This is a genomic window from Catenibacterium sp. AM22-6LB, from assembly GCF_003435615.1.
In the GTDB taxonomy this organism is placed as follows: Bacteria; Bacillota_I; Bacilli_A; order Erysipelotrichales; family Coprobacillaceae; genus Catenibacterium; species Catenibacterium mitsuoka_A.
In genome coordinates this window covers 443-20,274 of sequence record NZ_QTUM01000013.1, presented here as the reverse complement: position 1 = coordinate 20,274, position 19,832 = coordinate 443, and the positions used below count along the sequence as shown (strand labels likewise).

Genomic DNA, 19,832 nt, shown 5'->3' with positions numbered 1-19,832 from the left:
GTATGGCGAAAAGACCTACACGACTCCGTTTTACCGAAGATGACCTTGCAGATTCTCATGTGAAGAAAGCTGCCGACCGTGCAGATAAGGCGGTTGATAGGGCTGAAAAAGCGGCAGACAAATTGGCTTCTAAAAAGGCAAAGCCGAAGCTAAAGCTGGAAACAGATGCAGCCGGTTCCCGTAAAGCAAAGCTCCGTTTTGAAAAAGCGGAGTTTACGGAAATCGAGCGCCCATCTGTGGCAAAGCACATGGCAAGCCGTGGTGCCGCAGTCACGCTCACATCCAAAGCACATCGGGCGGTGTCAGAATATGAGGATGATAATATCGGCGTTCAGGCTGTGCAGGAAACGACCAAGGCTGTTGAATCCACTGTCTATACCGTCGATCATGCCGTTTACAGTCACAAGCTGAAAGCCTACGACAAGGCGGAAAAGCTGGTTGAGAAGTCAGATAAAGCAAATGTAAATGCCCTGTATGAGAAGTTCAAAAAGGACAACCCCGATGCCGGTTCCAATCCCTTTTCCCGTTGGCAACAGAAAAGGGCAATCAAGAAAGAATATGCTGCCGCCAAAGCCGGTAAGAATACCGCTTCGACAACGGCTTCTGCATCTAAGGGTGCAGGCAAGGCAACGGGCAAAGCAGCTCAGGGAGCCAAGAACATCACAGAAAGAGTAACGGAGTTCTGCACCACACACTCTAAAACGATTCTGTTTGTTTTGATTGCCGGACTGCTTTTTATGATACTCTCAGGGATGTTCTCGTCTTGTTCGGCTATGTTCCAAGGCGGCACACAGATCATTCTGGGAACTTCTTTTACTGCAAAAGAGGAAGATATTATTGGTGCGGACAATGATTACAAGGCTTTGGAAGCTGCGCTCCGCAATAAAATCAATAATATCGAGCGTACTCATAGCGGATATGACGAGTACCGGTATGACCTTGATGAAATCACCACAATCCTTATGAGCTGGCGGCGTATTTGACGGTGAAGTTTGAGGATTACACCAGAGATGAGGTGCAGGCTACCCTGCAATGGCTATTTGAGCAACAATATGAGCTGACCCTGACGGAAGTAGTAGAGATTCGTACACGAACAACATCTTCTACTGATCCCGAAACGGGAGAGACAACAACAGAGGAAGAAGATTACGAATATTATATTCTGAATGTGAAGCTCAGAAATAAGGGCTTGAACAGTGTGATTTCAAATTCCGGCTTGTCGGAAGATGATATGGAGCGATATAGAATTTTGCTTCAGACAAGGGGCAACAGACCGGATATTTTCGGAAATGACATTTACGCCACCCCTGGCGGCGAGTACACCGATTATGATATTCCGGGCGAAGCGCTGACAGACACAAGATTTGCCAATATGATTCGGGAAGCTGAAAAATATCTGGGATACCCGTATGTGTGGGGCGGCAGCAGCCCGTCTACCTCCTTTGACTGCTCCGGATTTGTTTCCTATGTAATCAATCACTGCGGAAACGGTTGGAGTGTTGGTCGTTTGACCGCAAACGGTTTGATGGGCGTATGCGACATTATCCCGAAAAGCTCTGCCAAACCGGGAGATTTGATTTTCTTCCAAGGCACTTATGATACCTCCGGTGCATCACACGTTGGTATCTATGTTGGCAATGGTATGATGATCCACTGCGGAAACCCCATTTCCTACGCTTCTATCGAATCGAATTACTGGCAACAGCATTTTTACTGCTTCGGCAGAATCAGAAACTAAAGGAGGGATGGCGATTGAGTGCCAAGTTAGACAGAATAGGTGCAGACCTTGAAAAAGCCCGTAAGAAACGGGCAGAATGGGATGCTAAGGTGAAAGACCTGGAACGCAGATACCGTGAGGAGGAAAATTCCGAAATCCATGAGATGGTTCATGCTGCGAACCTGAATCCCGAACAGCTTTCCGAGCTGCTCCGTATGTTTGCTGCGGATATGGCTCCGAAGCCTGATACGATCAATACTATGAATGAGGAGGAAACGCAGAATGAGATTTAAGAAAATTGGAGCCGCATTGCTGGCGTGTGCAATGTGTTTTGGCGTGTTTTCTACAACGGCATTTGCCTATGTAGATGAAAGCGTAGCGACTGAAGAACCTGCGGTCGAAGAAAAAGTTCCCGAAACAGAGCCGGAGGAGCCGATGCTACCGCTTACTCCCGACGGCAATCTGACTTTGGTTGATGACGCTGGCTCGCCTACGAAAAGCGGAAAGCAGTTCATTACCGCTGTAACCAAAAACGGAAACTACTTCTATATCATCATTGACCGTGATGATAAGGGCGAGGAAACCGTGCATTTTCTGAATCAGGTGGATGAAGCCGACCTGCTCAAGCTGATGGACGAGGAAGAAGTTGCAGAGTTCACCAAGCCGGTTGAGGAAACAAAGCCGGAAGTAGTTGAAACAGTTCCTGAAATTACAGAACCGACACCGGAGGAAAAGCCGAAATCCACAAATATGCTCCCGGCGATTCTTACTCTGATTGTGCTTGCCTGTGGTGGTGGATTCTTCGTATTTAAGAAAGTCCAGGAAAAGAAGAAGGCACAGGAAGCGGCAAAGCCTGACCCAGATGCTGATTATGTGGACGATGACGAGGACTATGGGTACGATCCGGAGTTTGAGGACGACGATGAAGATAGCTCCGTCGATGAAGATGATAATGAACCTGTGTAAACAGGATAGGCTTGATGCCTGGGGCAGCCTTCGGGTTGCCTTTACATAGTTTCCGCTTTCAAAAAATAAAAAAATTTGCGTTTTTGAAAGTGACATCTTGCATATACTATTAGCAGACAGTATAATAAGTACAGCGAAGCGGTTTCGAGAAATGAAAAAATTTCAATTTTTGAAAGCGGGTGACTATATGAAAACAATCACGAGAGCAAAATATCTCGATAGAATCATTGAACTGAATGGTACTCCTGACATCAAGATCATCACGGGCATTCGTCGATCTGGTAAGTCCAAATTGATGCAGGCGTATATTGCGTATCTGAAAAGCAATTTTGAAAACATCAATATTATCTTCATCGACTTCATGGATTTGGCGTATGAAGAAATCAAGGAATACCATGCCTTACACGCCTATGTGGAAGAACATTATCAGGAAGGAAAAACGAACTACCTGTTTGTAGACGAGGTTCAGATGTGTCCCAAGTTTGAGTTGGCAATCAATAGCCTGTACTCTAAGGGAAAATACGACATCTATGTAACAGGCTCTAATGCTTTCCTGTTGAGTGCAGATCTGGCAACTCTGTTTACCGGACGCTATATTGAAATTCATGTGTTTCCTTTCAGCTTCCAGGAATATTGCCAGTATTATGATGATATTAGTGACAAAGATAAGCTCTTTGATGAGTACGCTATCAAGGGCGGTTTAGCAGGTTCCTATGCTTATAGAACCGAAAAAGACAGAACAAACTATATCAAAGAGGTCTACGAAACGATTGTTACAAGGGATTTGGTACAGAAATATACTCTCCCGGACACTTTGGTTTTACAACGTCTGAGCGAGTTCCTTATGGATAATATCAGCAACCTGACTTCTCCGAATAAGGTCAGTCAGCTACTGACAGCAAATGAGACTCCAACCAATCATGTAACCGTCGGCAAGTACATTAAGTATTTGTGCAATGCTTTTGTATTTTATGATATTAAGAGATATGACATCCGAGGTAAGAAATACCTTGAAAGCTCTGAAAAGTTCTATTTGTGTGACAGCGGTATTCGATATGCAATACTGGGAAGCAGAAATATAGACTATGGCAGAGTATATGAAAACGTTGTTTGTATCGAGCTTCTTCGCCGTGGATATGATGTCTATGTCGGCAAGCTCTATCAAAAGGAAATCGACTTTGTTGCTCAGAGAGGTAGCGAAAAGATTTATATTCAGGTCAGCGACAACATTTCCGGGCAGGAAACATTTGAGAGAGAATGCTCTCCTCTGCTTCAGATTCGAGACGCTTATCCGAAAATGATTATTGCCAGAACCAAACATCCCCAATATAGCTATGAAGGAATCGAAATTCACGATATAGCCGATTGGTTGCTACAAGAATAAGCAAGGTGAAATATCTCCGTCATTCTCTTTTGAAATGATGGAGATATTTTTATTATGACGGAGATTGTAGAACAGAAAATTGTATCAGGTTGCAAAAATCCTTTCCGAACTTTTTACATAGCAGTCATGCACTACGGTGTGTGGCTGCTTATTTTTTTGTGAAAGGAGCAGATGCAAATGAAATTAGTTTTGGCTGAAAAGCCTTCGGTTGCACAGAGTATTGCCAAAGTGTTAGGTGCTGCCAAGCGTGAGGATGGCTACTTAGAGGGAAACGGATATGTGGTCAGCTGGTGTGTAGGGCATTTGGTGGAGCTGGCACAGCCGGAAGTCTATGATGCGAAGTACAGCAAATGGGCTTATGCAGACCTTCCTATCTTCCCGATGGACTGGCAGTATGAGGTTTCTGCCGGTACGAAAAAACAGTTTGGGATTCTGAAAAAGCTCATGGCCAGAGAAGATGTTGCGAGTCTTGTGTGTGCAACAGATGCCGGTCGTGAGGGCGAGCTGATCTTTCGGTTGGTGTACCACAAAGCCGGGTGCAGAAAGCCGTTTGAGCGGCTTTGGATTTCCTCGATGGAAGATGTAGCAATCAAGGAGGGCTTTGAAAATCTCAGGTCTGGAACGGAATATGATGCTTTGTATGAAGCAGCACTGTGTCGAGAACGAGCCGACTGGATTGTTGGTATTAACGCTACTCGACTTTTTTCGACCCTTTACGGGCAGACCCTGAATGTTGGTCGTGTTATGACCCCTACCCTTGCTATGGCTGTTATGCGAGAAGCTGCCATTTCCGCATTCAAGCCTGAACTGTTCTACACAGTTCAGATTGGATTGGATGGTTTTACGGCTGCAAGCGAACGCTTCAAAACCAAGGCAGCAGCCGAAGCTGTCAAACAAAGCTGTTCGGTGGCAATCGTTCAGAAAGCTGAATGTAAGGAGAAAACAGAAAAGCCGCCTGCGCTCTATGACCTGACCAGTTTACAGAGAGAAGCCAACCGTGTGCTTGGCTACACGGCACAGCAGACCTTGGACTACACGCAGAACCTCTATGAAAAGAAACTGGTCACTTATCCCCGTACCGACAGCAGGTTTCTGACGGAAGATATGGCACATAGCCTGACCGACCTCGTAAAGCTGGCTTTCCACACATTCCCCGTGGAGGATGTGGATAACATACCAGTTCATGCAGAGCAGGTTGTGAATAACAAAAAGGTCACAGATCACCATGCCATCATTCCGACCAGAGAATTGCAGAAATGCAATCTGAGCGAACTTCCCAAGGGTGAACTTGCAATTTTGCAACTGATCTCGAATCGGTTGTGCGTAGCTGTTGGCGATCCGCACCGATACGCAGAGACAGTTATTGAGCTGGACTGTGGCGGTACCGTGTTTTCCACCAAAGGCAAAACTGTTGTGCAGGATGGATGGAAAGCTCTGGTTCAGAAAAATGATTCGACAAAATCCGACGAAAACGTGCAGACACTCCCTTCTGTTTCCGTTGGTGACGAAATGACCGTCAGCGGCACGGAAATCAAGGAAGGGAAAACATCTCCCCCTAAACACTTTACCGAGGATACTCTGCTTTCTGCTATGGAAACTGCCGGTGCGGACGAAATGCCTGATGAGGTGGAGCGCAAAGGTTTGGGAACGCCTGCGACCCGTGCCGGTATCATTGAGAAGCTGGTTCGCATCGGTTTTCTGGAGCGTAAGGGTGATAAGAAAACCAAACACCTGATTCCGACCCACAAGGGTACGGCTCTGGTAACAGTCATGCCGGAACAGATTCAGTCCCCATCCATGACGGCGGATTGGGAAGAAAAATTGTTGCTCATTGAGAAAGGCGAATATGCCAGCGAGGACTTTATGGACGAGATCAAAGATGTGATTGCCGGTCTGATTCAGAACTATGAAGTAATCCGTGATTCCGAGGTTATGATGTCGAAAGAAGCCAATTCTATCGGCAAATGCCCGCTCTGCGGCAGTGCTGTAGAGGACAAAGCCAAGGCATTTTTCTGTTCCAACAGAGCTTGCAAATTTGCCCTCTGGAAAAACAATCGCTACTTTGCGAGCATCGGCAAGAGCATGACTTCTGCCACGGCGCAGAAATTGCTTGGTTCCGGCAAGGTAAAGCTCAAGAATTGCAAGTCCGAAAGAACGGGCAACACCTTTGATGCCACCGTCTTTATGGAGGTATCAGATGATGGCAAAACGAAGTTCAGTATGGAATTTGAAAATGGAGGAAAGCGCAAATGACAAATGAGTACAACCCGGATGGTAAGGAAATCCGATTTATCGACAGCCATTATAAGGATTTGTTTCATATCCCCGATGGCAGCTGTGTGCAGATTCACTACCCGGATGAAATGGTTGTGAAGCCCTGCACCTTCATTGACGAGTATCATACGCAGATCGGATACAATGTGTTTCATATCTGCCAGTTTGCAGAAATTATGGAGCGCAACGGCGCAAGCTATATGCCGGAGCCTGAGATTATGGGCGATGAAGCCGCATGGAAGGTCGGAAAGGATAGAATCCTTGCGGTGCAGACCTGCGAAGATGGTTACGACTACACCCTGTTGGATGAAAACTACAACGAGATTGATGGCGGTCAGGTTGATAACCCTGAACTGTCCATGCTCGAAGTCCGCCGGGATATTCTGGAATCCTTCGGGCTGGAGCGCCGGGAACTGCGGGCAATGTTCTATGAGGATGTCATGGAGCAGGCTTTTGAAGTCGGCAGACAGGCGGTGGTGGTCAATGACCCTATCGCTGAGCTTGCTTTTAAGCTCGACCGTTTTGCAGAGAACTTCGACCCCTATGAATATATGGATCAGGTCGATGATGTGCAGGCGCATATCCAAGAAATCAAGGCAGATCTTGCCGCTGGTAATACGGCTCCGTATCGTGAGTTCCTGAATACAGCCATTGAAGAAGCCCGTGAGGAAACTGCGGTTGAGGTTGCCAAAGTGCTGAAAAGTCAGCTGGATAAGCTCGACTCTCCGAAGCGTGAGTCGGTCATGGAAAAACTGGCACAGGCCGCAGAAAAAGCTGCGCCTGCCAGTCCCTCTCCCAAACGCAAAGAGCCTGAACGATAAGGAGGACACGGATATGAAAAACGAAAAATGGGATGATGTTCACGGAAATACCACCCCGGATGACAGAATGGTTGCTTTTCTGGAAAGCCCCACGGATTCCTATGCGATTCTTCAGCTGCGGGAAGATGTAGACGATAATATCCCGCTCATGTTTGCAAATTACAGCTACCTTCAGAAGAAAGAAATGGAGCCTGAGATTGACCGTTACGAGGTGGTCTATCATGGCTCCATTTCTATGTCCGAGGATGTGAATCGGCAGCTGGAAGATTTGTATGTAAAGTTCAATATTGACCACCCGGATGATTTCCGTGGTCACAGTATGTCGGTCAGCGACATCGTAGCCTTAAAGGTAGTCGGTGAGGTATCCTTTCACTATGTAGATTCTGTTGGGTTTCAGAAGCTGGAAAACTTTATGAAGTCCGAAAACTACCTGAAAAACGCAGAGATGGCAATGGAAGATGATTATGGGATGATTGACGGTATCATCAATAACGGAAAAGCGTCCGGATTAGAGGAACGTCCTTCGGTGTTGGAGCAGTTAAAGGAAAAGCCCGTGCCGGATGTTTCCCATAAGCCGCCCAAGAGCCACCCGGAAAGGGAGATTGAATGATGGATTTCACACAGGATGAGCGGAACATGATGATGCTTTACAGCCCTGGCACAAGGTCAGGGCTGTGTGAAGCACTGACACTGATGAAGGAACAGCTTTCGGAGGACGAGTCAGAGCTTTTTGCTTTGGCAGACTCGGTTCTCCGTAAAGTTTCAGCCATGGACGATGCCGCCTTTGAGAAGCTGAACCTTTATCCGGATTGATAGGATTGGAGGGATACAATGAACGCAAAAGAGCGATTTTATTCCGGATTAGCAAAAGAAACGATTGGGAAAATCACCTCGAACACAGATAACTGGACTTCGTTTTTGAGAACGATGTCCCGCAACTATGAGTTCACCTATCCGGAACAGGTGATGATTTATGCTCAGCGCCCCAATGCGACCTTTTGCAAGCCCTATGAGGACTGGAACGCTGAAAATTACCGCAGATATGTAAAGCGTGGCTCTACCGGCATTGCTCTGTTTGTGATGAACAGGGATAAACCGTATCTGCGCTATGTGTTTGATGTGGCGGATACCGGCGTTCGCCGTTCTTCCCCGGAACTGAAACCGTGGGAGGTGACGCCTGAAAACCGCTCCTATGTCATGGAAGCGATGGAGCGTACCTTCGGTGTTGCCGCTGACGGGGTACTGGAAGCACAGCTTGAAGATATTGCATCCGCACTGGCGGCTGAGTATTGGGACGATTACAAAAAGCAGTTCCTCGACATCGTTGCCAACAGCTTCCTTGAGGAGTATGATGAACTCAACATCGAAGTAGCTTTCAAAAATGCGGTGGCAAACAGCGTATCCTATACGATGTATTGCCGGTTCGTGGAAAGTCCCGACAACTACTTCGAGCATGAGGATTTCCAGAAGGTGTTTGATTTTAACACCAGACAGACGGTAAATGCCCTTGGTACTGCGGTGAATGCCATCAGCACAAGGATGTTTCAGGAAATCGAAAAAGCGATTGGAGAACATGAGCAGATTAAAGCTACCGAAAGGAGTACAGATTATGAGCGAGATGACTTACAGACAGGCCGGAGATTATCAGATTCCGAACCTTCAGTTGGAGAACGAGGGAGAGAAACCTCTGGGCAAGTACGGCAGGATGCGTCGAGCATTTTTGGAACAGAACAATCCGATGCTCCTGAACGACATGATTCTGACGGAGAGCCTGTTCCCGCACCTGTGGGAGATCGAGGAAACAGCGAAAGCCAGAGTGGAGTTTCTGATGGAGCAGTACCTGAAGGACAGCCCCGCACCGGACAAGGAAACGCAGCAGATGGCGTGGGTGCAGCACATGAACAGCCTGAAAGCACAGGCGGAGGAAGTCGTGATGACGGAGCTTATCAACAGCTGAGTCTGAACCTTTTCCTCTCCGAAAATGAACAAATCAGTTTTATCGACCGAGCAGAGAGCTTTACGCCCTCTGCTTTTTCTTTTGCCCAGGAAGAAATCGACCACTTCCTTCTGCTTGGTAGCAATACCGATGAAGCCCGAAAAGTCGTAGCGCTGGAATATATGAAGCAGAAGCCGTTGGAAGAAATCGTTCAGACCTTAAAGCAGGTCTATCACGGCGGCTATGGTCTGAAAGAAGATAGCGGGAATATCTGTGCGTGGTATGCCGAGGACGGTATCCACCTTGCCAAAGGTTCCTCTGCCATTGACAGCCCCAGAGCGCAGATCGTTTCTTGGGAAACGGTTGCCGAGCGCATTGGAGAACTGCTTGAAAATGGTCGGTTCGCAACTAATGTGGAACTGGTAGAAGCATCCGGATATGAGCGTCAGAAGTTGGCAGAATCCCTGTGGCATCTTTATCACGATTTGAGTGAAGAAGCCCGTTCCAGCAACTATCTGGCAATTCTTCATCAGGAACCGTTTCGTGGTTTCCCTGACGAAACCGCAGACTTGGCTGAAAAGTTGGATGACCCTCGTTTCCACGCAACCTTGGTACAGCAGTATTCGGAATTTAGAAAAACCCTTGCGGAAAATCCCGATCTGCTTCGTTTTCACTATCACAAGCTGAATCTCATTCAGAAACAGCTGTATGAGTTGAATATGCCTTTGCGTGAGTATCAGACCGATATGATGCAGATGCCCCTTGTCCGCCAGTTCATTACGGATGATGAAGTCAATGCAGACTTGACCCGTGGAAGCGGCTTTTCCGGTGGTAAAGCCCGTATTTATAACTACTGGCAGGAGAATCATTCTGCCAAGGAAAAGATGGACTTCCTGAAGCATGAATACGGAACCGGTGGTCATTCCCATGCCTGCTCTGGTGCAACGCACAGCGGTCAGGATCACGATGCCAAGGGTGTTGCTTACACCAAGAGCGGTTGCGATAAATTGCAGATGTCCTGGGCGCAGGTGGTGCAGAGAATCGACGGTCTGATACGAAAGGGACGCTACCTCAGCCCGGAGGAAGAAGCGGAACGACAGGCTATCGAAGAAGCTAAAACTGATCCGTTGGAAGATGTTTATGACCGTTTCGCAGTGATTGATACCGAGGATGGCGAGTATGCGATCTGGGATAATCAGACCGATGACTACTATGTAGACCCGGAAGGCGTTACGGAATACTTCACGGACGAATGGCTTGCCAATGACTATTTGGAGGAAGTTCGTCAGTCCGTAGCTGCGATGGAGTCGGTTCAGCCAGAAGCGCCTGTGGCAGAGCCTGCCGAAGTTGTGGAAGCATCTGCTTCCGAGGAACCGAAATGGAATTATCAGGTCGGTGACACGGTATATCTGGACGATACAGCTTTCCGTGTGGAGCAGATCACGGACAGAGAAGTTCAGCTGCGTGACCCTACGCTTGCTTATCCCATCTTCCGTGCCGAGAATCGTGAGAATTTCGAGCGTATGCTCTCTCAGGACGAAAGAAACCATGCGGTAAGGGTTGATGCCCAAACCGAAGAAAAGCCCGTTACAGAGGATTTTCTGGGCAAAACCGAACCGAGGGACTACACCCCTGAGTATCAGCTGTTAGACCGTCTGCGTATGGACTGCGAATACTTCCTTGGTGCAGGACAGCACAGCGAAAAGCATCTGTGGGCAGGCAACCGCCATGCACAGATTGCCAAGATGCGTGAGCTGTATGAAATGATTCCCGACAAACCAGAATGGCTGACACCTGAGATGATTAACAGCTACGAGGAGCGCATGGCTCCCCGCTATCTGGTTGCCGCCTACCATCACTTTGAAAACGGCTTCGATGATAAACTGGACTACTACACTCTGGAAGAAGCGGAAAAAGCTGCCCAGGGCTATGTGGACGGAACCATGGAGGATGACGGATTCAAGTACGATGGTGCTGCCGTTTACGATCAGCAGGAGCATAAGTGCATCCGTATCTATGGGGACTACCCTGACGAAAAGGCACACGCACAGGTCAGAGCCAGTGCGGAACCCGAACAGCAGGAACCGGAACACTTCATCGATCATTTTTATGTTGCCGAGGACATTCAGAAGCGGGGTGCGCTGGACATCAAGGAATACAGTTCCTTTGATGATGCCCTGCGAGCCTACTATGCACTTCCTGACACGCAGAGAAAAGCCCTGGGTGCAATGAATACCAGAGATCTGCCGGGTAGTCTGGACTTCGTACAGTGCGTAGATGGAAAGGACACCATCATTCAGGATTATGCCCAGGTGGACGGATGGCAGAATGCCGAAGTCATGGACATTATCGCTCAGCTTGAGCAGTCCATCACCACCAGAGAAATCCCACCTGTTCCTGCGGTGAACTTCCACATCACGGATGACAACATCGGTGAAGGTGGACCGAAGCAGAAATTCGCAAGAAACATCGCAGCCATTGAAACTCTGTTCAAACTGGAAAGCGAGAACAGGAACGCCACTACCGAAGAACAGGAGATTTTGTCGAATTATGTCGGTTGGGGCGGTCTGGCAGATGCCTTTGACCCGGACAAGGGAAATTGGGCGAAGGAGTATCAGACACTGAAAAACCTGCTTTCCGAAGATGAATATGCTGCGGCAAGAGCTTCCACCCTGAACGCACATTACACCAGCCCTACGGTCATTCGCTCCATCTACGATGCGGTCGGACAGATGGGCTTTGAAACAGGAAATATTCTGGAGCCTGCTATGGGTATCGGCAACTTCTTTGGTATGCTCCCTCCTGAAATGCAGAGCAGCCGTTTGTATGGTGTGGAACTGGATTCCATCACCGGCAGAATTGCTCAGAAGCTCTATCCCAACGCAGAAATCAAAGTAGCCGGTTTTGAAACGACAGACCGCCGAGACTTTTACGATCTGGCTGTGGGTAATGTCCCTTTCGGCAACTACAAAGTGTCCGACAAGCCGTATGACAAGCTGGGATTCTCCATTCACAACTATTTCTTTGCCAAGGCTTTGGATCAGGTTCGTCCCGGTGGTGTGGTCGCTTTTGTGACAAGCCGTTACACCATGGATTCCAAGAACTCTGACGCAAGGCGATATATGGCGCAGAGGGCGGAACTGCTTGGTGCAATCCGTCTGCCAAACGATGCCTTTAAGAAAAACGCAGGCACGGAAGTCGTGTCCGACATCCTGTTCCTGCAAAAGCGTGACCATCCGATTGACATTGTACCGGAATGGGTAAACCTTGACCGCACCGAAGAAGGACACACCATGAACAGCTACTTTGTCGCTCATCCTGAAATGGTTCTGGGCGATACGGTGGAAGAAAGTACCGCCTACGGCATGGACATTACAGTGCGTCCCATTGAGGGCATGGAACTGTCCGAACTTCTGAAAGAAGCAGTTTCCCACATCCAAGGAACCTATCAGGCTGTGGAGCTTCCCGAAGCTGACAAGGGTAAGGAAATCGAAACCATTCCTGCAACCCCGGATGTAAAGAATTTCTCTTATACCGTGGTGGATGGCAATGTGTACTTCCGTGAAAACTCCCTGATGCGCCGTGTAGACCTGAATGAGAAAGCAAAAGACCGTGTGATGGGCATGGTGGAACTTCGTGGTATCGTCAACGAGCTGATCGAATATCAGCTTGAGGATTACCCGGATGAAATGATTACTCAGAAACAGGCAGAACTGAATGATGCCTACGATGCGTTTGCCGCAAAGAACGGGCTTATCAATAATCGAGCCAATGGTCAGGCATTTGCTGACGATTCCTCCTACTATCTCCTGTGTTCTCTGGAAAATGTGGATGAGGACGGCAATCTGAAAAGCAAGGCGGATATGTTCACCAAGCGAACCATCAAGCCGGAACGCAGAGTGACGAGCGTGGATACGCCGTCCGAAGCTCTGGCAATCTCTATCGGTGAGCGTGGCAAGGTGGATTTGCCGTTTATGGCACAGCTGCTTGGAACACCTGGAGAATACGATGCGATTCAGGCAGAGCTTCGAGGGGTGATCTTCAAAGACCCGATGGCTCCCGATGCTGTGGAAGTTGGATGGCAGACTGCCGATGATTACCTTTCCGGTGATGTAAGAAGCAAGCTGCGTGTCGCACAGATGGCGGCAGACAGGGATTCTTCCTTCCACATCAATGTGGAAGCCTTGCAGAAAGCACAGCCGAAGGACTTGGATGCGTCCGAGATTGATGTGCGTTTGGGTGCAACATGGATTGATGCCGATTATATTCAGCAGTTCATGGAGGAAACCTTTGAAACGCCGTATTACTTGCGCCGTTCCATTGAGGTCAAGTTCTCCGAGCTGACCGCAGAGTGGCGCATCAACGGTAAGAGTTCTCCCAACTACAACGATGTGGCGGCGTATGTCACCTACGGTACAGAGCGAGCCAACGCATATCGGATTCTGGAGGAAACGCTGAATCTGAAGGATATTCGTATCTATGATACGATTGAAGATGCAGATGGTAAGCAGAAGCGTGTCCTCAATAAAAAAGAAACTACCCTGGCACAGCAGAAACAGCAGGCAATCAAGGATGCGTTCCGAGATTGGATTTGGAGAGATCCGCACAGACGAGAAACCCTTTCCACCAAGTACAACGAACTTTTTAACTCCACCAGACCTCGTGAGTATGATGGCTCTCATATCCGTTTCGGCGGCATGAACCCGGATATTACCCTCCGTGAACACCAGAGAAATGCTATCGCTCATGTGCTATATGGTGGAAATACGCTGCTTGCACACGAAGTTGGTGCGGGCAAGACCTTCGAGATGGCTGCATCGGCTATGGAGAGTAAACGGCTTGGATTGAGCCAGAAATCCCTGTTCGTTGTGCCGAATCACTTGACCTTACAGTGGGCAAACGAGTTCCTGCACCTCTATCCGAGTGCCAAGCTCCTTGTTGCCACCAAGAAGGATTTTGAAACAGCAAACCGTAAGAAGTTCTGCGCTCGTATCGCAACGGGTGACTATGATGCAGTCATCATCGGTCACAGCCAGTTTGAAAAAATCCCGCTTTCTGCCGAACGACAGGAACGGCAGCTGCGGGAGCAGATTGATGAGATCGAGGGTGCGATTGCGGAGCTGAAATGGCAGCGTGGCGAAAACTTCACGATCAAGCAGATGGAGAAAACACGAAAATCATTGGAAGCCAGACTGGACAAGCTCCTTGCCGCTGACAAGAAAGATGATGTCATTACCTTTGAGCAGTTGGGTGTAGACCGGCTGTTTGTGGACGAAAGCCATGCGTTCAAGAATTTGTTCCTCTACACAAAAATGCGAAATGTGGCAGGTCTGTCCACCTCCGAAGCCCAGAAATCTTCGGATATGTTTATGAAGTGCCGCTATATGGATGAGCTGACCGGCGGGCGTGGTGTGATCTTTGCAACCGGTACTCCAGTAAGTAACTCGATGACCGAGCTTTATACGGTCATGCGCTATCTCCAGTACAGTACGCTCCAGCAAAAGAACCTGACCCATTTTGATTCCTGGGCATCGACCTTCGGAGAAACAACAACTGCGATTGAGCTTGCACCGGAGGGAACCGGCTATCGTGCCAGAACCCGATTTGCGAAGTTCTTCAACCTGCCTGAACTGATGAATATGTTCAAGGAGGTTGCCGACATCAAGACCTCTGACCAGTTGCATCTCCCTGTTCCCGAAGCAAAGTTTGAAACGGTTGTGGTTCAGCCCTCTGAGTACCAGAAGGATATGGTGGCTTCCCTTTCAGAGAGAGCAGCAGATGTTCATGCCGGTATTGTAGACCCGTCCGTCGATAATATGCTCAAGATTACCAGCGACGGACGAAAATTGGGACTGGATCAGCGGCTAATGAACACCCTGTTACCCGATGACCCTGACAGCAAGCTCAATGCCTGCGTGGGAAATATCCTGCGTATCTGGCAGGACGGTCAGGCTGACAAATTGACCCAGTTGGTGTTCTGCGACCTTAGCACACCGAAAAATGATGGAACCTTCAATGTCTATGATGATGTCAAAACCAAGCTGATTGCAAACGGTGTGCCTGCGGAAGAAGTTGCCTTTATCCATGATGCAGATACCGAGGCAAAGAAAAAAGACCTCTTTGCCAAGGTTCGTACCGGGCAGGTGCGAGTGCTTCTTGGCAGTACGCAAAAGATGGGTGCAGGAACCAACGTCCAGGACAAATTGGTGGCAGTTCACCACTTGGATGTGGGTTGGCGTCCGTCTGATATGACCCAGAGAAACGGTCGTATCATCCGTCAGGGCAACCGGAACAAAGAGGTTCAGGTGTATCAGTATGTGACCGAGGGAACCTTCGATGCCTACCTGTATCAGACCTTGGAAAACAAGCAGAAGTTTATTTCTCAGATTATGACCTCCAAATCACCGGTTCGCTCCTGTGACGATGTGGATGAGCAGGCGCTGTCCTATGCGGAGATCAAGGCGCTGTGTGCCGGCAATCCGCTTATCAAGGAAAAGATGGACTTGGACATTGATGTGGCAAGGCTGAAGGTGCTGAAAGCTGACCACCAGAGCCAGCAGTACCGTATGGAAGATAAGCTTCTGAAATACTTCCCGGCTGAGATTGAAAAGCAGACAGGCTATATTCATGGCTTTGAAGCTGATATTAAAACCGTGGAAGCACACCCGCAGATTGCCGATGGCTTTTGCGGCATGGAAATCATGGGCAAAGCCTACACCGAAAAGGCAGATGCCGGTGAAATCCTCCTTGCGGCTTGTAAGGACACGAAAAGTGCCGATCCGGTTCCTCTTGGCAGTTACCGTGGCTTTCAGATGGAGCTTTCGTTTGACAGTTTCCGGAACGAGTTCGATGTGACCCTGAAGGGCGCTGTGAGCCACAGAGTAGCCCTTGGAACGGACGCACGAGGAAATATCACCCGACTGGACAATGCCCTTGCAGGCATCCTTGAGCGCTTAGAACGAGCCAATGAGCAGTTGAATAATCTCTACAATCAGCAGGAAGCAGCCAAGGCGGAGGTTGGAAAACCGTTCCCGCAGGAAGCAGAGCTGACAGCCAAAAGTCAGCGACTGGCAGAACTGGATGCAGCCCTGAATATGGAGGACTCTGTGGAAAATCGTGACGAAAGAAGCGAGTCAGAGCGTCCTTCTGTGTTGGCTGATCTGAAATCCAAAGCGGAGCATATCCCGCCTGCAAAATACTCTGAAACCCGTGAGGAGGTGTTGTAATGGCAAAGCGAGATCAGGATGTTCATTTCCTTGCATCCAAGGAGGAGGTCGAGCGAATCCATGAGAAGATGGACGAGCTTGGCATCCGCAGCATGGGAGCCTATCTGCGGAAAATGGCTCTGGATGGTTACTGTATCAGACTGGATTTGCAGGATGTGAAAGCCCTGGTTTCGCTCCTGCGAATCTGCTCCAACAACCTGAACCAGTACGCAAAGCGAGCGAACGAAACAGGCAGCATCTATCGTGCTGACATTGAGGATTTGCAAAAACGGCTGGAGGAGATCTGGACGGACATGAGAGAAGTTCTTGTTCGCCTGTCCTCAATCCAGTAATCCGACAACTTGTTGGGAAGTCGCAGTTTCGGCTGCGGCTTTTACATAAGGGTTGACATCATTGCGTTATGGCAGATACCCTTGTACAATATAATTAAAAGAAAGGGGTTGAGCCTATGAAGCTGGTATTGAAGATATTGGCACTGCCGGTGCTGTTCGTTGTAAAAGTGATTTGCATTCTTGGAAATCTGCTTACAAATGTTGTGTCCTATGTAATTGGTTTATTGCTCTTGGTCATTGGCGGATCTGCGATTTACTGCATTGTAAAGGCTTTGTGGCAGTCCCTGCTTATTCTTGTGGTTCTTGGAATTGCGACAATAGCAGCGGTGTTCTTGCTCGTCTGGGCTGTTATGAAAGTCGAGAATATTGGAGAAAGTCTGGGAGCATTTATCAGGTCATAAGATAATATCAGAGAAAAGTCACCGACCGGTGGCTTTTTCTTTTTGGGAAGGAAGTGATGGGAATGGCAGCGACAAGATTGATTGCACTCCATGTGAATAAGGGAAAGACGGTCGCTCAATGTTTGGCAGACAGAACCGACTACTCACAAAATGCCGCAAAAACCAATGATGGCGAATTTATCAGTTCCTATGAGTGTGATCCAAAGACAGCAGATGAGGAATTTCTGCTTTCCAAACGGCAGTATCAGCATATTACCGGCAGACAGCAGAAGAACAATATCATCGCATACCAGATACGCCAGTCCTTTAAGCCGGGAGAAATCACCCCGGAAGAAGCGAACCAAGTCGGCTATGAAACAGCGATGCGATGGACAAAGGGAAAACACGCTTTCATCGTTGCGACCCACATCGACAAATCCCACATTCACAATCATATCATTTATAATTCGACCTCGCTGGATGCCACACGGAAATTCAAAAACTTCTTTCTTTCCGGTCTGGCGGTGCAAAGACTCAGTGATATGGTTTGCCTGGAACACGGGCTGTCCATTATTACACCGAAGCCGTATCGGGAGCGCCAGAAAAGAACTGTTTATCCCAAGAAGCGTACCCAGCGTGACGAATTATGTGATGCGATTGATGCGGTGCTGAAGCAGAAACCAAAGAGCTTTGATGGCTTTGTTCAGGCTCTGGCTGACATGGGATTTGAGTTCAAGGATGGAAAGCAGCCTGCGTTCAAGGGCGAGAATCAGAAGCGTTTCATTCGGCTGCGTTCCCTGGGCGAAGGATATAGCAAAGAGGAAATTCAAGCGGTTATCTCCGGCAAGAACCTGCACAAATCAAAAGGCGGCTCTGCCAAGGCTCCTGCCCCGAAGCAGTTCCAGATGCTGATTGATATTCAGGCAAAGATGGCCGAGGGCAAGACGGTCGGTTATGAAAAGTGGGCGAAGAAGTTCAACCGAAAAGAAGCTGCCCGAACGGTAATCCTACTGAAAGAAAAAGGCTTGGGCAACTACGACGATCTGACTGCTCATATTGAAAATCTGTCTGCCCGGTTCGATGCGCTTTCTGATTCTATCAAGGTCGCAGAGAAACGTATGGTTGAGGTTCAGGCGTTGCAGCAGCACATCAAAAATTATCGCAACACAAGGCAAATTTATATCGAGTACCGCAAGTCTGGATATAGCAAAAAATTCTTTGAAGAACACCGTCAGGAAATCACAATTCATAAAGCGGCGAAGCAAGCCTTTGATGAATTGCAGATTACAAAGCTCCCGTCCATGCAATCATTGTATGAGGAGTTTCATCAGCTGGCAGTCCAGAAAAAGCAGGACTACGCTGAGTACCGTCAGATCAGAAAAGAGAAAGAAGAACTGCTGATTGCCAAACGGACGGTTGAAACGATTTTGAATATCGACAGGCAGAAAGAGCAGGAAAAAGAGAAAGAGAAAGAGGAAAAGAAGAACTTCCGTTAAAGCAAAAAGCCACGGTCTGCACTCCCCAAAGGGTGCGGATCGTGGCTGCTTTTTTGCTTTTCGATTTCGGTGCTTTCAACCATGGGCAAATTTTTATTCTACTGTTCTTTGAGAAACGATTGAAAATCGTGTAGCCATCATCGGCAGATGATGTTCAAAGGGGATTGGGGATGCTTCCCCAACAAGCAAATTTGCGAAGATTGCACCGAAGGGAAAATCGAGAAAATGAGTGAACCTGTACAGGTTTACACTGCTTGCCAATTTGTGAGATTATGAATTTAGTATCGAGAATAGGGTACACCTAAATTTTGCAATGCTGCAACCCTATCATCGTTGCATGGATGAGTTGAGTATATTGCACTGAGAAAACCATCATGCGGAACATCTGAGATATGTTGGTCTAATACCGTCGCTAATTCAAGACCAAAACCAATTTTATAAGCAAATTCATCAGCCAGATACTCATTTTGTCTCATAGACCACATCAGAAAAAGCATACAGAACTTTACCCATAACCAAGAAAGTGCTGTTGATATTCCTGCGAAAACTGCGGTAATTATACCCATTACACCACTACGAGAGCATATTGCGAACAGCCCCATGATTGCAGAAAAAATCCAGTAGGATATTTTGATTAACAGGAGGCACCCGGATATAAATATATTGCCCCCGCCAATCAATAATTGGATAACAGTATGTCCGTATGAGAGATGTCCGATCTCATGGGCGAGAATTCCAAGTATCATATCATCGGAGAGTAAAAGCAATCCGTCAGTTATGCATAGTGTTTGCCTACCTAGAGCAAATGCATTTGGAGCAGGATCATGGATAATCTTCACTTTCACTTTTTTAGGACAGTATGATGTGTTCTCTTTTGCTTTATCTAAAACATATTGAACCAGCGGGACAACTCGAAGTTTTATATCTACTCTTTCGTATTATAGAACTAGAAGTTATTCAAGTAATAATTCTAGTTTTTTATTTTATCTAGAAGTGATATCATATCACTGAAGAGAAGTTAATCATTATAACTTGAGACATCCATAAGGTAAGCTCGTAAACAACGATTGATAGCTACGACTATTAATGTATCGTTCTTCTCTTCACTAAATAAACATACTGACTAGAAGTTGCTTATATTTAACTTCTAGTCTTTTATTTTGTAGGCATACATTATAATAGACTTAAGAAAGCAGAGAGATCGCCTCTTGGAAACACAGTTGTGATTTCGTTAAAAAAAGTTCTCTGCTTCCTTTTATGACATGAGTCAGTTTATATCCAAATAGGCCTTTTGATTTAT

General features: G+C 47.6%; 14 protein-coding genes and 1 pseudogene. 13 read left to right on the top strand and 2 right to left on the bottom strand.

Translation table 11 applies throughout. The features are described from left to right. The first annotated feature begins 2 nt into the window (after positions 1-2). The 8 genes and pseudogenes from DW269_RS13185 to DW269_RS04500 all read left to right on the top strand — a co-directional run bounded on the left by DW269_RS13185 (position 3) and on the right by DW269_RS04500 (position 7,975). Positions 3-1,738: pseudogene (locus tag DW269_RS13185) on the top strand (C40 family peptidase). A gap of 14 nt (positions 1,739-1,752) precedes the next feature. Then, a complete protein-coding gene (locus DW269_RS04530) occupies positions 1,753-2,010 on the top strand; it encodes a DUF4315 family protein (protein ID WP_002304378.1) in 258 nt (85 codons plus the stop codon). Then, on the top strand, positions 2,000-2,683 hold the full coding sequence (locus DW269_RS04525; RefSeq protein ID WP_002578950.1) for a DUF4366 domain-containing protein: 684 nt from the start codon (positions 2,000-2,002) through the stop codon (positions 2,681-2,683). The genes DW269_RS04530 and DW269_RS04525 overlap by 11 nt, the downstream gene beginning before the upstream one ends. A 151-nt stretch (positions 2,684-2,834) precedes the next feature. Then, positions 2,835-4,067 (top strand): ATP-binding protein, encoded by a 1,233-nt coding sequence (locus DW269_RS04520; protein ID WP_117458726.1) that lies wholly within the window; start codon positions 2,835-2,837, stop codon positions 4,065-4,067. A 177-nt stretch (positions 4,068-4,244) separates the two neighbouring features. Then, positions 4,245-6,320 (top strand): DNA topoisomerase 3, encoded by a 2,076-nt coding sequence (locus DW269_RS04515; RefSeq protein ID WP_002578949.1) that lies wholly within the window; start codon positions 4,245-4,247, stop codon positions 6,318-6,320. Continuing rightward, positions 6,317-7,162: an LPD16 domain-containing protein gene (locus tag DW269_RS04510; protein ID WP_002304387.1), complete on the top strand. Its 846-nt coding sequence runs from the start codon at positions 6,317-6,319 to the stop codon at positions 7,160-7,162. Before DW269_RS04515 ends, DW269_RS04510 begins: the two co-directional genes overlap by 4 nt. A gap of 13 nt (positions 7,163-7,175) precedes the next feature. Then, positions 7,176-7,772 (top strand): YodL domain-containing protein, encoded by a 597-nt coding sequence (locus tag DW269_RS04505; protein WP_002304389.1) that lies wholly within the window; start codon positions 7,176-7,178, stop codon positions 7,770-7,772. Continuing rightward, complete coding sequence (locus DW269_RS04500) at positions 7,772-7,975, top strand: transposon-transfer assisting family protein (protein WP_015564218.1); 204 nt, start codon at positions 7,772-7,774, stop codon at positions 7,973-7,975. The genes DW269_RS04505 and DW269_RS04500 overlap by 1 nt, the downstream gene beginning before the upstream one ends. Positions 7,976-8,023: 48 nt before the next feature. On the opposite strand, the gene DW269_RS12905 is transcribed toward DW269_RS04500, so the two are convergent. Further along, positions 8,024-8,617 carry a hypothetical protein gene (locus tag DW269_RS12905; protein ID WP_021386789.1) on the bottom strand — a complete coding sequence of 198 codons (594 nt, stop codon included), beginning with the start codon at positions 8,615-8,617 and terminating at the stop codon, positions 8,024-8,026. Positions 8,618-8,684: 67 nt separating this feature from the next. Here DW269_RS12905 and DW269_RS12900 point away from each other — a divergent pair, with 67 nt between their 5' ends. The 5 genes from DW269_RS12900 to DW269_RS04480 all read left to right on the top strand — a co-directional run bounded on the left by DW269_RS12900 (position 8,685) and on the right by DW269_RS04480 (position 18,532). Beyond that, positions 8,685-9,119, top strand: a complete 435-nt coding sequence (locus tag DW269_RS12900) for a TnpV protein (protein ID WP_308066614.1) — start codon at positions 8,685-8,687, stop codon at positions 9,117-9,119. Between the two features lie 161 nt (positions 9,120-9,280). Then, on the top strand, positions 9,281-16,324 hold the full coding sequence (locus DW269_RS04495) for an LPD11 domain-containing protein (RefSeq protein ID WP_227612560.1): 7,044 nt from the start codon (positions 9,281-9,283) through the stop codon (positions 16,322-16,324). Continuing rightward, the gene (gene mobC, locus DW269_RS04490) at positions 16,324-16,656 is read left to right on the top strand and encodes a plasmid mobilization relaxosome protein MobC (protein ID WP_002578947.1); all 333 of its coding nucleotides are present in this window, start codon (positions 16,324-16,326) and stop codon (positions 16,654-16,656) included. Before DW269_RS04495 ends, mobC begins: the two co-directional genes overlap by 1 nt. Before the next feature lie 116 nt (positions 16,657-16,772). Beyond that, positions 16,773-17,057 (top strand): hypothetical protein, encoded by a 285-nt coding sequence (locus DW269_RS04485; protein WP_002578946.1) that lies wholly within the window; start codon positions 16,773-16,775, stop codon positions 17,055-17,057. A 62-nt stretch (positions 17,058-17,119) separates the two neighbouring features. Further along, on the top strand, positions 17,120-18,532 hold the full coding sequence (locus DW269_RS04480) for a relaxase/mobilization nuclease domain-containing protein (RefSeq protein ID WP_002578945.1): 1,413 nt from the start codon (positions 17,120-17,122) through the stop codon (positions 18,530-18,532). 278 nt (positions 18,533-18,810) lie between these two features. Here DW269_RS04480 and DW269_RS04475 read toward each other — a convergent pair whose 3' ends face one another. Further along, on the bottom strand, positions 18,811-19,434 hold the full coding sequence (locus DW269_RS04475) for a M48 family metalloprotease (RefSeq protein WP_255413833.1): 624 nt from the start codon (positions 19,432-19,434) through the stop codon (positions 18,811-18,813). Positions 19,435-19,832 lie beyond the last annotated feature (398 nt).

Excerpts from the sequence above, each read along its gene's own strand:
- DW269_RS04525 (WP_002578950.1), top strand. The coding sequence starts at position 2,000 with ATGAGATTTAAGAAAATTGGAGCCGCATTGCTGGCGTGTGCAATGTGT.
- DW269_RS04520 (WP_117458726.1), top strand. The coding sequence starts at position 2,835 with ATGAAAAAATTTCAATTTTTGAAAGCGGGTGACTATATGAAAACAATC.
- DW269_RS04515 (WP_002578949.1), top strand. The coding sequence starts at position 4,245 with ATGAAATTAGTTTTGGCTGAAAAGCCTTCGGTTGCACAGAGTATTGCC.
- DW269_RS04510 (WP_002304387.1), top strand. The coding sequence starts at position 6,317 with ATGACAAATGAGTACAACCCGGATGGTAAGGAAATCCGATTTATCGAC.
- DW269_RS04505 (WP_002304389.1), top strand. The coding sequence starts at position 7,176 with ATGAAAAACGAAAAATGGGATGATGTTCACGGAAATACCACCCCGGAT.
- DW269_RS04500 (WP_015564218.1), top strand. The coding sequence starts at position 7,772 with ATGGATTTCACACAGGATGAGCGGAACATGATGATGCTTTACAGCCCT.
- DW269_RS12905 (WP_021386789.1), bottom strand. The coding sequence starts at position 8,617 with ATGCTCGAAGTAGTTGTCGGGACTTTCCACGAACCGGCAATACATCGT.
- DW269_RS12900 (WP_308066614.1), top strand. The coding sequence starts at position 8,685 with ATGCCATCAGCACAAGGATGTTTCAGGAAATCGAAAAAGCGATTGGAG.
- DW269_RS04495 (WP_227612560.1), top strand. The coding sequence starts at position 9,281 with ATGAAGCAGAAGCCGTTGGAAGAAATCGTTCAGACCTTAAAGCAGGTC.
- mobC (WP_002578947.1), top strand. The coding sequence starts at position 16,324 with ATGGCAAAGCGAGATCAGGATGTTCATTTCCTTGCATCCAAGGAGGAG.
- DW269_RS04485 (WP_002578946.1), top strand. The coding sequence starts at position 16,773 with ATGAAGCTGGTATTGAAGATATTGGCACTGCCGGTGCTGTTCGTTGTA.
- DW269_RS04480 (WP_002578945.1), top strand. The coding sequence starts at position 17,120 with ATGGCAGCGACAAGATTGATTGCACTCCATGTGAATAAGGGAAAGACG.